This is a genomic window from Balneola vulgaris DSM 17893 (assembly GCF_000375465.1).
Classification (GTDB): Bacteria; Bacteroidota; Rhodothermia; order Balneolales; family Balneolaceae; genus Balneola; species Balneola vulgaris.
Genome location: NZ_AQXH01000001.1, coordinates 303,139 through 314,894, shown reverse-complemented (window position 1 = coordinate 314,894; position 11,756 = coordinate 303,139). Strand labels below are relative to the sequence as shown.

Genomic DNA, 11,756 nt, shown 5'->3' with positions numbered 1-11,756 from the left:
TAGGAAGTATCTCGTAATTGGACTCATGAAAAAGTTTAAGGCACATATTGAATGGATGGTATTCTTTTTTGGCTTAGTTGCATTAGCCATGATGGATCCCACTACTAAAGGAACTTCATTTTGTTTGTTCGACTTAGTAGGTATTTCATTTTGTCCAGGAGAGGGCTTAGGGCACTCCATCGCATACTTTTTTAGAGGCGAATTCTTGATGTCTTTTAAGACGCATCTTTTTGGTCCATTGGCCGTAGCTGTGCTATCGTTTAGAATACTAGCTATTTGGAAAAATTTATTAGAAAAAAATCAAACTACAGGAGTAAATGATGCCACATATATATGATTACCTACCGGAAGTAGAAGGGGACGAAGCTCTATACCTCGATAAGTTAATTGCAGACCTATCAGATGATGAGAAAAATAAATTTTCAAATATCTACAGAAATAGAAGAAAAGACCCACAAACTATTCTCTTAACCTGTTTACTGGGTTTGTTTTTAGTAGCTGGTATTCACCGCATACTGCTTAACCAAGTTGGAATGGGAATACTCTATATTTTAACTGGTGGTTTATGCTTAATTGGTACTATCGTAGATTTAGTGAACTACAAAGATCTAACATTCCAATATAACCGAGAAATCGCTCGCGAAGTAAGATCACTCTTATAATAGACCAAATACTCTATTTACATTGAACCCGAATCTAAAGTCGGGTTCAAATATATTTGTGGTAGTACGAGTTAATAAATGTTGCTCGGTAAACCATCTACCACTCATAAAGAACATTTGAAATACATGTCCGCCCGTTTCTATTTCATAGACAATGGCTCCGTGTGCTTGGGTACCCGACCATTTATTGTAAACAGGAGGGATAAACTCAAATGAAATGGCCTTTCTTTCTGATAACTTAATGACACCCCCAATTCCCAAACCAACGGTTGTGTTATAAAGATCGGAGTTATCGTCTTCGCGTACCACTGTATTAAAATGGGCCACCATAGGTGTGGTGAACAAAGATACATTCTCACTAAATGTTCTACCGATAGTAAGTGAGCCCAAATAGTTCAGTCGTTCTGTAAAGTTTAAAGAATAAGATTCCTTTTGAGTACGAATTCCCATATTTGTTTTAAGTACCACAGATAATGGAGTGGAGTTACTTTTTGTTTGTTGAATAAGCCCATACCTCATAGTGAAATCAATATTGTCTTCCCGACTCGTTCGGCCTATTCCAATATTCAACTTATCGGTCAATCCATACCCAAATGCGATTCTAACAGCAGCTCCTTCATCTAGTCCAAAAAAGGTATCAATTCCACCCGATACAGTTCCAAAGTTATGCATAATCATGGAGTTCAGATCGCCTTTAGCCAGTAGTTGAGTAGTACTTAATCCCGCAATATTTGTAGCAAAGTATGCATCCTGTATTGGAGCATTAGGGTTGGCTCTTGTTCTTTTCATTTGGGCATCTACGCTGCTAACACTAAGTAAGTGCATACTTATACATAAACTAATTACAACTATCTTATTCATTGATCTAAGGGCTTTAATAGTGCTTCAATTTCTATTTCTTGGTTTTCATCTACTTTGATGAAAAGAATTTTGGGAGGTACAATGTTGTAGTCTTTTAAATTAAGAATCCACGAAGCATTGAGTTTAAGGCCTTCATTTGTTCGGCTCAGCGTTCCTGAAACCTCAATATTTCTCGTTACTCCGTGTATGGTGAAATCACCTTTTACTGTTACTACTGTTGGAGTATTGTCTAATACTAAATTTTGATTTTGAATCTGACCGTAAAACTCAGCAAAGGGGTATTCCTTTGTTTCTAAGGTCAACCTCATATCTTTATCACGCTTACCATTGCCCGTGTCTAAGGTCTCCAAATCGATATAAAAATCCACAATCAGTGAATCTAAATCTATGAGTCCAACAAGCTTATCTGAATTTCCTTCAAAACTGTGTAATGGTACTTTAGAATAAAAAGTAGCTCGACCGTTTTCGGTTATGAATTTTTGAGCTTGGAGGGAAGTAGACCCAAGTGCAATGATGAATATGGCAAAAAATAAATGTCTCATATCAATTATCCTCCGCTCCTTGATTAATCCATGCTTTTATTAGGGCAATTTCAGTTGCAGATAAACTACCACCTAACGGCATTCTAGATCCAAATTCAGGATTGGCTTCTATTTTATCTACCAGCGGACTATTTGCAGCATCATCGGGTACCACAATCAATCGATTATAATTTGCTCCTACGCTCGCCATCGTAGCTTGATAACTGCTTAGGTTAACTCCATTTTGATTACCGCCATTGGTATGGCACGAGCTTCCGCCACAACTAACATTGAAAATGGTTTGAACTTGAGCACTATAGCTAACCGGTTCTGTAATTTCATCCGGTACTTGGTCTTCAACATTGTTAATGCAAGACATAGAAATGATAAGAATGCAAGAAATAAAGAGCTTGGTGGGTCTCATGACAATATATATTTGAATAGTAGTGAGAATGATTATGGGTTAACTATACTCATTCTATTTCACTATTCAATAAAAAAGAAACCCGTGCCGTTCAAAGCACGGGTTTTTCTTTAGGGCATTTGGTGCTTGTGCAGCATCCAAAAGCTCGATTGCTCTTCGTGGGCAACAATTACGTGCTAACCCTTCTTTAGTTACATACTTTTTGTTCTTCATAAGTTTTAAATCATAAACATTGTGTAGTTATTCCAACTCATTAGTATCTTTTGGCATGCATTATTTCATGAAATTTGGTCTTACTATAAAAGAGCTAGTTCTACTGGCCTCACTTTTTGTAGGTGTATGTATACTCACTTTTGGAAGCCGTACACTACGATTATCTAGTTCTGCACTACAATTTGACCAACCCGTATCTATCTACCTTGAATCAAGTACTGATTTAGATGGTTTAATTGACACGTTAACTTCCGCTTCAGCAGAGATAAATGAAGATGAGTTTAGATGGGCAAGTAGGCTTCTTGGTTGGCGTACCTTTAGAGCAGGGCATTACAAATTTGAGGGTGCTTATTCCTATGACGAGGTGTTAACTAAAATCGCTTATGGAAGTCAAGATCCAGTAAACGTCACCATACTTCCTGGTTTAACTAGAAACCGATTAGCTCGTGATTTAGGAAGACAGTTAAAATTAGATAGTCTTGATATAGAACAGGTATTTGAAGACTCGTTGTATTTAAATGATAAGGCATTGAGTAAGGAACAATTGTTTGGTAGGATGTTACCTAATACTTATAGCATGTATTGGACGAGCTCAGCATCAAATGTAATCGATCGTGTATTGACGGAATTTGAAGATGCAGTTATTGAAGCTTATGCCACTGAATTTTCAAATTTAGAATACACGGTAGATGATATAGTGGCATTAGCTAGTATCGTTGAGTGGGAAGCCAATATAGAGGACGAGAAACCAATCATAGCTGGCTTATATTGGAATAGATTAAAGAAACGAATGCATTTAAATGCCGACCCTACTATTAATTTTGCTGTAGGTGAGAGGCGAAGATTACTCCTCAAAGATTATAAGGTCGAACATCCCTATAATACCTACATCCATTATGGCTTACCTCCAGGACCGGTTACAAACCCGTCGTTATCTACGATAAGAGCAACATTAAATCCACAAGACCATGATTATATCTACATGGTTGCTAGCCCAGAGGGTGGACATGTATTCAACAAAACTTACCAAGGTCATTTAGCCGATTCTGAAAAATGGAGAAAATGGATACAAGAGCAATACAGAATCAAGAGGCAAAGAGAACGCGAAGCAACGGGCGGGTAGAGGTTGGTTGTTTTTCAGATATATAGTTTCTGGATTAAATTTCTACCTATTGTTTAAAGGGATAGTTAAAAAACAAATATAACTAGCAGGTACCTATAAAGTCAGAAACTAAAAATCTGACTTTTGAAGAGATTTAATTTTCACTGCTTGGTTAACCTGATAGCCATTAAAATCTACATCGGTACTTAAACCCATATAGTTGCGTAGGTTTCTTAATCCTTCTTTCAAGTTTCTAGGATTTTGGACGCGTTTAATGGTATCCAGAACTACTTTTCCTACATCATACCCTATATAAGCAAAGCGAGTTGGGTCTGTTTGAAAGCGAACTCTAAAATTACTTTCAAAATTTTGAGTAGGGGAGTCTTCATACTTCACTTCAAACCCTTGAGAATAATGAATGGAAGTATTTTCTAATCGAATTCCTTCTACATCAGTGTCTTCCCATTCTTGTGAACCAAGTAGCGTATAATCGCTTCGTGTGGCTTCTAAATCGGTAAGTAAGTTACGTATTAGGGTTGGGGCTGCGGAGCCCGTAAATGGCGCATATACTGCATCTAGGCCAGGGGCAGGGTTCAAGGTATCAGTTTTTGATAAATACGCGGTGTATTCAAAAATATCATATCCATTCGATTCAAGATCTTCTAAAAAGAAATGTTGAATTACGGCACCTAGTCGTTCGGCTTCATGCCTAAAAGCGAGTGCTGATGCTTCTCCTAATGAATTTAATTCAGCTAACACAGCTAGTGTATCAAAGCCTAAAGTATTAACGGCATATTGAGCCATTTTTTTCCCACGTGCTGCGAAGGTAGGGTTCAATTGAAAGAGGTAATTATTAGACTCGTTAATCTCATCAGAATTGGCTAATGGTGTGATTACAGGAACTTCATACTTTTGAGCCGTTTCAGCAAAAACTTTGGCCTTTTCCGAGAATAAAGGACCAATGATAGCATCTACATTTTTATTCCAAATTAGATCAGCTATTTGTTCATCGAGGCTAATAGATTCTTGATTGGTATTCTTGTAATGTAAAAATGCTTTTTTATAGCTCTCTTCAGAATTGAATTCTTCAACGGCTAGTTGAATACCAAAATATAGGTGCTGAGCAATTTCATATTCCTGCTCATTCATCTCAAATGCAGGTAAGGCCACCCCTAGATGGTAAGCCATGCCTTTAGGAGCAGTAGGATATTTAGGAGCAGAAGCATATCGACTATTGTAGGTAACAGAATCTCTTAATTGCGACTCAATCTGGTATAGATCAACTTCTGTTTTAGGTGGACTCATCTCTTTTAATTGAGCAAGTACTGCTTTTGCAGAAGAGTAGTCAATTCGGCCTAATGAGGCAGTAAGTGCATCTACTTTAACATCCAATTGAACAGACTGATTTATCACTTCTTTTAAATCATCTTCACTTAAATAATTTAAAATTTCATCATACAGCGTCGCTGATCTAGCATAAATTCTACTCTGGGTATAAGTAGTGTTGATGTAGTATAAGTGATCTAATACCTGAGCATAATTCTTTAGCTGAAATTGAACCAGAGCTTTTGTGTATGCAGCCTCAGCAATTACTTCAGAATCATTGGTCTCTGCATTAATAGCAGATAGGTATGCGTTGGCTTTATAATAACGACCTAGGGCATATAAACTTTTAGCGGCGAATAAATGCGCTTCTGTTGATTCAGATTGTTCAAATATGCGTAAAGCTCTTTCGTAATCTCCATTTCTGTATAACTCAATGCCCGAATCCAATGATTGAGCCTGAGATATTGAACACAAGAATAGTGATAAAAAGAGAGGGAGTAGTATTCTTTTCATAATGCTTTAAGATTGATACACCAGCTTACACCTAAGATAAGCTAAAATGTTCACAGTTATTCCCACTCGATAGTAGCGGGTGGTTTAGAACTGATATCATAAACTACGCGGTTAATGCCTTTCACTTCATTAATTATTCGCCCAGAAACATGACTTAAGAACTCGTAGGGTAGATGCGCCCAATCTGCAGTCATTCCATCAATACTAGTTACAGCTCTTAAGGCTACGGTGAATTCATAGGTTCTTTCATCACCCATAACACCTACACTTTGAACTGGAAGTAATACAGCTAGTGCTTGCCATACTTCATCATATAGGCCATTGTCTTTAAGCTCATCAATGAAAATACGGTCTGCATTGCGCAATAAGTCTAATCTCTCTTTACTTAAATCACCGATTACTCGGATACCTAAGCCAGGACCAGGGAAAGGATGACGCGAAATAAAGTGCTCAGGGATGCCAAGTTCTCTACCTACGTCACGCACTTCATCTTTAAACAATTCACGAACAGGCTCGATTAAATCCAGCTTCATTTTTTCGGGAAGTCCACCCACATTATGGTGAGATTTAATGGTAGCTGAAGGCCCTTTAAAGGAAATACTTTCAATTACATCCGGATATAGAGTTCCTTGTGCTAAGTATTTAAAGTCGGCATCGTCGCCAATTTCTTTTTCAAATACATCAATGAAAGATACACCGATGATCTTGCGCTTTTTTTCTGGGTCTGAAACGCCTGTTAAGCGACTCAAAAATAATTCTGAAGCGTCTACACCACGAACGGGTAACTTTAGATCTTTGATATATAGATCTAACACTTCGTTGAATTCACCTTTCCGAAGTAAGCCATTATCAACAAATACACACTCGAGTTGATCGCCAATGGCTTTGTGAATGATGGTAGCCACAACAGTAGAATCAACACCACCTGACAAGGCACAAAGCACCTTATCGTTACCTACTTTTTCACGTATTGCTTCAATTTGTTCATCTATAAAAGAGGATGCGGTCCAGTCGCCGGAAAGTCCACAGATATCAAATGCGAAATTATGCAGAATTTGCTTACCACAAGCTGTATGTGCAACCTCTGGATGAAATTGAACACCATAGATTTGCTCTTCTGTATGGCGAACAGCAGCTACACTCGCATTATTAGTATGAGCTATAATCTTGTAGGAGGAGGGAAGTTCTTTAATATGATCACCATGACTCATCCATACAACGGCTTGGTCGTCTACATCTTTTAAAAGACCACCTTCTTCATCAATAATTAGATGTGCTCTACCAAATTCACGCTTTTCGGCTTTTTCAACGGAACCTGGAATCTCGGTGTGAGCAAGAAGTTGTAATCCATAGCACACACCAAGAATAGGAACGCCCCATTCCTTAATTTCAGTTTGAAGGTGAGGGGCGTCAGTGTCGTTTACACTTTTAGGGCTACCTGCAAGGATGATTCCTTTGGGTACAGGTTTAGAAACTTCTTTGAGATCGACATTGTAAGGATGAATTTCACAGTAAATGTTGAACTCACGTAATCTCCTAGCGATTAGCTGTGTGAATTGAGATCCGTAATCAAGGATTAAAATCCATTCGTTATGTCGACTCATTAATTTCTAACTATTTAACCTATTATTTCTTTGTAATCGTCTGCAGATAGTAGTCCTTCTACTTGAGAAGGATCTGATACTTTAATTTTAACCATCCATCCGTTGCCGAATGGGTCTTCGTTTACGATTTCAGGATTATCTTCGAGTTCTTCGTTGATTTCTAAAATTTCACCATCTACAGGGGCAAATAATTCAGATACTGTTTTTACAGCTTCTACGGTTCCAAAAGTGTCATCAGCTGAAAACTCAAACCCTTCATCTTCAATCTCTACAAATACGATATCACCTAATTCGCCTTGAGCGAAATCCGTAATACCTATTGTGGCGGTACCATCACCATTGTCTTTAATCCACTCGTGTTCGCGTGTGTATTTTAAATCAGCAGGTACATTCATTGTTATTTCTCCACGTTAAATTTGAAAGAGTTTTCGAGATATTTGGTTGTAAATTTTCCAGCGATAAAATTCGGGTCATCCATCAACTGAATGTGATAAGGAATCGTAGTTTTAACACCTTCGATGATGAATTCTTGAAGAGCACGTTTCATTTTTGCAATCGCTTCATCACGCGTTTTAGCTTTTACGATGAGCTTTGCAATCATGGAATCGTAGTTAGGCGGAATTCTATAGCCTGAATATGCATGAGTGTCTAATCGAACACCTAAACCACCAGGAGGGTGGAATACGGTAATTTCGCCAGCTGATGGTCTGAAATTAAACTCAGGGTCTTCAGCATTAATTCTACACTCGATAGAATGGCCTTCAATTTCAACTTCACGCTCTTCGAGCTTATGACCAGCTGCAGCTTTAATCTGCTCTTCAATTAAGTCATAACCCGTTACTTCTTCAGAAACAGGATGCTCTACCTGAATACGAGTATTCATTTCCATGAAGTAGAAGTTGTGGTTGTCGTCAACCAAAAACTCAACGGTACCAGCACCTTCATAATTCACAGAACGAGCAGCATTAATTGCAGCATCTCCCATGCGTTTTCTAAGTTCTGGTGTCATCAGTGGGGAAGGAGCTTCCTCTAAAATCTTTTGATGGCGACGTTGTAACGAACAATCTCTTTCACCTAGGTGAATAACATTGCCATGTTGATCTGCCATTACTTGGATTTCAACATGATGAGGGTTTTGAACAAAACGCTCGATGTATACTTCAGGATTGTTGAAGGCAGTCTCAGCTTCGTTACGACACATTTCGTAACTCTTTTTAAGCTGTTCAGCTTCTTCTACAACACGCATCCCACGGCCACCACCACCGGCAGATGCTTTGATGATTAATGGGTAGCCAATTTCATCAGCTACTTTCTTAGCATCTTCAAATGAGTCTACAACACCATCGCTACCAGGAACTACAGGAACGTTATTAGCAATCATTGTTGCTTTAGCTACTGCTTTATCTCCCATTGAGTTAATGGCTTCAGGTGATGGACCAATAAACTTAAGGTCGTGTTCAGAACATATTCTTGAAAACTCAGCGTTTTCTGCTAAGAACCCATAACCAGGGTGAATAGCTTCTGCATTGGTAATTTCTGCAGCGGCTAAAATACTTGGGATTTTTAAATAACTGTCTTTACTAGTAGGAGGGCCAATACATACGGCTTCATCGGCAAATTTAACGTGTAAACTGTCTCTATCTGCTGTTGAGTAAACCGCGACCGTTTTGATACCCATTTCGCGACATGTTCGAATGATGCGTAATGCGATTTCGCCACGGTTGGCAACTAATATTTTTTTAAACATAATTGTCTAGTCTTTACTGATGATGAAAAGCGGCTGATCAAACTCAACTGCTTGTCCATCAGATACAAGAATTTCTTTTAAGGTACCGTTGAATTCTGCTTCAATCTCGTTCATAATCTTCATGGCTTCAATGATGCATAAAGTTTGACCTTTAGCCACTTTGTCGCCCACTTTAATAAATGGATCTGAATCTGGAGATGGTGCTTGGTAATACGTACCAACAATAGGAGAGGTAACAGTTTCGCCTGCTGCTGTAGGTGCCTTATCTTCTTGAGCAGGCGCAGCTGGAGTAGCAGGTGCCGCAGGTTGAGCGGGAGCACTTTGCATCTGAGGAGCAGCCATTGGTTGTGTATATGTAACCTGCTCTACAGTTCCTGTTTTCTTAACTTTAATTTTAAAATCACCTTCTTCGATAGCTACTTCATCTACGTCGCTATCAGAAATTAGATTAATGATGTTTTTAATTAGTTTTAAATCCATAATATATTATTTAGCTCGTTCTATATAAGTTCCTGTTCTAGTATCTACTCGAATTTGTTCACCTTCGTTAATGAATAGAGGCACATTAACTACAGCGCCAGATTCTAAGGTTGCAGGCTTACTACCACCTTGGGCTGTGTCACCTTTTACACCGGGGTCTGTTTGGCTTACTGTAAGCACTAATTGATCGGGTGGCTGAGCGTATAGTACTTGCTCATCATCTGCATTAAAAAGTATTGAACAGGTTTGCCCTTCAATTAAATAGTCTTGGCGCTCTACCTGATTTGAGTTCACGGGTATTTGTTCGAAGGTTTCGTTGTTCATAAAGAAGAACATCTCACCATCTTGGTAAAGAAATTGGTACTCACGGTTCTCAACACGAACGGCTTCTGTATTTTCACCAGAACGCCAGGTTTTATCGATGTTTTTACCGTTTACAATTCCCCTAAGTTTAGTACGAACAAAGGCCGGGCCTTTGCCCGGCTTAACATGTTGAAACTCTGTGATTGAATATAACTCGCCGTCCATATTCAGAACCAATCCGTTTCTGAAATCGGATGTTGATACTTTTGCCATTAAATAAGATCTCCGTTATTAATTGCCCAAAAATACTACGAGTCTATTATGATAACAAGCTAATTAAATAAAATTGGTGATGATATTATATAAAATTGCCAAAGGGCAGATTACATAGATAAACATTGGCCAAACTTTAGAAAACAAAGTTTGACGAATGCCCGCGAAACCATATTCCATTTCTGTTATAGCTGAGTCTGTTTTCCATACAAAGGCAACAAAAATACAGGTTAGCAAACCACCAATTGGTAATCCCAGATTGCTAAAGATGTAATCAAAAGTTCCGATTAGTGAAGTATTAAAAGCCACTATGGTAGAAACTACCAATACTCCAAGGCCAACGCCCCAAGATGCTTTCTTTCGTGGAACTTTATATTCATCAATTACAAAAGATACTGGAACCTCAAGTAGAGAGATAGTAGAAGTTAATGCGGCGATACTTAACAGTAAGAAAAATACAACACCGAGGATTAAGCCTGCAGCGCCACCAATAGAATGGAATAAAGCAGGTAGAATTTGAAATACAAGATCAGTACTTGAAGCGAGTTGGTCACCTACAAAAATTTCGATACCAGCATTTTTAGCCACATACATAGCTGGAATAATCAATAGTCCGGCTAGGAAAGCAATCCCAACATCAGCTAATGTTACCATTGCCGCCGCTTGTGGAATATTCTCTTTTTTGTTTAGGTATGAACCATAAGTGATAAGTGCACCCATACCTAATGATAGAGAGAAGAAAGCCTGCCCCATAGCAGAAAAGATTAAACCAGTTGTAATCTTAGAGAAGTCAGGTAGTAAATACTCACGAACACCTTCAGTAGCACCTGGTTGAGTCATTACATAACCAATCATGATGATGATGATACCAATAAGAAGAGGCATCATAGTTTTGGTAGCTTTTTCGATACCATCACTTACACCACCAACAATAATTTTGATGGTACCAATCATAAATACAGCAGCTATAATAGCATTTCTGAAGCCATTACTCGTGTCTGTAAGCCAATTAGCTCCAGCATCCCATCCGAAATAAAAGAAAATCTCTTCGAAAGCATATCCAAAAGCCCAACCTGCAATAACGGTGTAGAATGAGAGAATCATTACACCACAGATTACTCCCCATAAACCTACAAGAGGGAAGAATTTGTTGGAACTCAATGATTTGAATGCTCCAACTGGGTTTTTACCAGACTTTCTACCGATAGCTAATTCTGCTACCATTACAGGGAAGCCGATTAAAAATGTACAAACCAAATACACTAATAAATATGCACCACCACCTTCAGTGGCTACTTTTGTTGGGAATGCCCAGATATTTCCTAAACCTACTGCAGAACCTGCTGCAGCTAAGATAAATCCCAATTTTGAATTCCATGAACCACGTTCAGTTGATGATGTACCGGCCAAAAGTTGTCCTCCTATTTGGTTGTTTTAAATTTCTAAAATATTTGAAGAATGATTGATTAGCAACAGTCTTCAAATAACATCTATTGATGAAGGCAGAGTATAAGAATTTTCAATACTTAATCTATTTTTATTTAAGACCCTTTCATTTTTGCTCCTAATAACGAAATTCTAGTTTCTGTTGAATTATGTTATCACCATTTGTTTCCTATATATGACTGTTTTATTCACCCTAATGCCTTATATATTCTTGAATTCCACAATGGATCAGTTGTAAATAGAGGGCAATAAAATCCTTTTGAAGTGGGTGGTAAATTTTT

At 38.2% G+C, this 11,756-nt stretch carries 13 protein-coding genes; 3 read left to right on the top strand and 10 right to left on the bottom strand.

Features of this window, described 5'->3' with window-relative positions; all coding sequences use genetic code 11:
• Nucleotides 1–25: 25 nt before the first annotated feature.
• Together B155_RS0101470 and B155_RS0101465 are read left to right on the top strand one after the other, a co-directional pair.
• The gene (locus tag B155_RS0101470) at nt 26–337 is read left to right on the top strand and encodes a DUF2752 domain-containing protein (protein WP_018126458.1); all 312 of its coding nucleotides are present in this window, start codon (nt 26–28) and stop codon (nt 335–337) included.
• Entirely contained in the window at nt 321–662 is a 342-nt protein-coding gene (locus tag B155_RS0101465) for a TM2 domain-containing protein (RefSeq protein ID WP_018126457.1), read from the top strand. Before B155_RS0101470 ends, B155_RS0101465 begins: the two co-directional genes overlap by 17 nt.
• Here B155_RS0101465 and B155_RS0101460 read toward each other — a convergent pair.
• The 3 genes from B155_RS0101460 to B155_RS0101450 are packed head-to-tail and all read right to left on the bottom strand — an operon-like array spanning nt 657 to nt 2,423.
• Complete coding sequence (locus B155_RS0101460; RefSeq protein ID WP_018126456.1) at nt 657–1,523, bottom strand: DUF5777 family beta-barrel protein; 867 nt, start codon at nt 1,521–1,523, stop codon at nt 657–659. The genes B155_RS0101465 and B155_RS0101460 overlap by 6 nt on opposite strands.
• The gene (locus tag B155_RS0101455) at nt 1,520–2,065 is read right to left on the bottom strand and encodes a YceI family protein (protein WP_018126455.1); all 546 of its coding nucleotides are present in this window, start codon (nt 2,063–2,065) and stop codon (nt 1,520–1,522) included. Before B155_RS0101455 ends, B155_RS0101460 begins: the two co-directional genes overlap by 4 nt.
• A 1-nt stretch (nt 2,066) precedes the next feature.
• Nucleotides 2,067–2,423 carry a cytochrome c family protein gene (locus B155_RS0101450; RefSeq protein WP_018126454.1) on the bottom strand — a complete coding sequence of 119 codons (357 nt, stop codon included), beginning with the start codon at nt 2,421–2,423 and terminating at the stop codon, nt 2,067–2,069.
• Nucleotides 2,424–2,748: 325 nt separating this feature from the next.
• Here B155_RS0101450 and mltG point away from each other — a divergent pair, with 325 nt between their 5' ends.
• Nucleotides 2,749–3,804, top strand: coding sequence for an endolytic transglycosylase MltG (gene mltG / locus B155_RS0101445; protein ID WP_169331254.1), 1,056 nt, complete (start codon nt 2,749–2,751; stop codon nt 3,802–3,804).
• 108 nt (nt 3,805–3,912) lie between these two features.
• On the opposite strand, the gene B155_RS0101440 is transcribed toward mltG, so the two are convergent.
• The 7 genes from B155_RS0101440 to B155_RS0101410 all read right to left on the bottom strand — a co-directional run bounded on the left by B155_RS0101440 (nt 3,913) and on the right by B155_RS0101410 (nt 11,439).
• Nucleotides 3,913–5,622 carry an ABC transporter substrate-binding protein gene (locus B155_RS0101440; protein ID WP_083902092.1) on the bottom strand — a complete coding sequence of 570 codons (1,710 nt, stop codon included), beginning with the start codon at nt 5,620–5,622 and terminating at the stop codon, nt 3,913–3,915.
• A gap of 56 nt (nt 5,623–5,678) precedes the next feature.
• On the bottom strand, nt 5,679–7,226 hold the full coding sequence (gene guaA / locus B155_RS0101435) for a glutamine-hydrolyzing GMP synthase (protein WP_018126452.1): 1,548 nt from the start codon (nt 7,224–7,226) through the stop codon (nt 5,679–5,681).
• A gap of 14 nt (nt 7,227–7,240) precedes the next feature.
• Nucleotides 7,241–7,621: a glycine cleavage system protein GcvH gene (gene gcvH / locus B155_RS0101430; RefSeq protein WP_018126451.1), complete on the bottom strand. Its 381-nt coding sequence runs from the start codon at nt 7,619–7,621 to the stop codon at nt 7,241–7,243.
• Between the two features lie 2 nt (nt 7,622–7,623).
• Nucleotides 7,624–8,973 (bottom strand): acetyl-CoA carboxylase biotin carboxylase subunit, encoded by a 1,350-nt coding sequence (gene accC / locus B155_RS0101425; RefSeq protein WP_018126450.1) that lies wholly within the window; start codon nt 8,971–8,973, stop codon nt 7,624–7,626.
• Between the two features lie 6 nt (nt 8,974–8,979).
• A complete protein-coding gene (gene accB, locus B155_RS0101420; RefSeq protein ID WP_018126449.1) occupies nt 8,980–9,453 on the bottom strand; it encodes an acetyl-CoA carboxylase biotin carboxyl carrier protein in 474 nt (157 codons plus the stop codon).
• 6 nt (nt 9,454–9,459) lie between these two features.
• Nucleotides 9,460–10,029 (bottom strand): elongation factor P, encoded by a 570-nt coding sequence (efp, locus tag B155_RS0101415; RefSeq protein ID WP_018126448.1) that lies wholly within the window; start codon nt 10,027–10,029, stop codon nt 9,460–9,462.
• A gap of 63 nt (nt 10,030–10,092) precedes the next feature.
• Nucleotides 10,093–11,439 carry a sodium-dependent transporter gene (locus tag B155_RS0101410; protein WP_018126447.1) on the bottom strand — a complete coding sequence of 449 codons (1,347 nt, stop codon included), beginning with the start codon at nt 11,437–11,439 and terminating at the stop codon, nt 10,093–10,095.
• Nucleotides 11,440–11,756: the final 317 nt, after the last annotated feature.

Excerpts from the sequence above, each read along its gene's own strand:
- B155_RS0101470 (WP_018126458.1), top strand. The coding sequence starts at position 26 with ATGAAAAAGTTTAAGGCACATATTGAATGGATGGTATTCTTTTTTGGC.
- B155_RS0101465 (WP_018126457.1), top strand. The coding sequence starts at position 321 with ATGCCACATATATATGATTACCTACCGGAAGTAGAAGGGGACGAAGCT.
- B155_RS0101460 (WP_018126456.1), bottom strand. The coding sequence starts at position 1,523 with ATGAATAAGATAGTTGTAATTAGTTTATGTATAAGTATGCACTTACTT.
- B155_RS0101455 (WP_018126455.1), bottom strand. The coding sequence starts at position 2,065 with ATGAGACATTTATTTTTTGCCATATTCATCATTGCACTTGGGTCTACT.
- B155_RS0101450 (WP_018126454.1), bottom strand. The coding sequence starts at position 2,423 with ATGTCTTGCATTAACAATGTTGAAGACCAAGTACCGGATGAAATTACA.
- mltG (WP_169331254.1), top strand. The coding sequence starts at position 2,749 with ATGAAATTTGGTCTTACTATAAAAGAGCTAGTTCTACTGGCCTCACTT.
- B155_RS0101440 (WP_083902092.1), bottom strand. The coding sequence starts at position 5,622 with ATGAAAAGAATACTACTCCCTCTCTTTTTATCACTATTCTTGTGTTCA.
- guaA (WP_018126452.1), bottom strand. The coding sequence starts at position 7,226 with ATGAGTCGACATAACGAATGGATTTTAATCCTTGATTACGGATCTCAA.
- gcvH (WP_018126451.1), bottom strand. The coding sequence starts at position 7,621 with ATGAATGTACCTGCTGATTTAAAATACACACGCGAACACGAGTGGATT.
- accC (WP_018126450.1), bottom strand. The coding sequence starts at position 8,973 with ATGTTTAAAAAAATATTAGTTGCCAACCGTGGCGAAATCGCATTACGC.
- accB (WP_018126449.1), bottom strand. The coding sequence starts at position 9,453 with ATGGATTTAAAACTAATTAAAAACATCATTAATCTAATTTCTGATAGC.
- efp (WP_018126448.1), bottom strand. The coding sequence starts at position 10,029 with ATGGCAAAAGTATCAACATCCGATTTCAGAAACGGATTGGTTCTGAAT.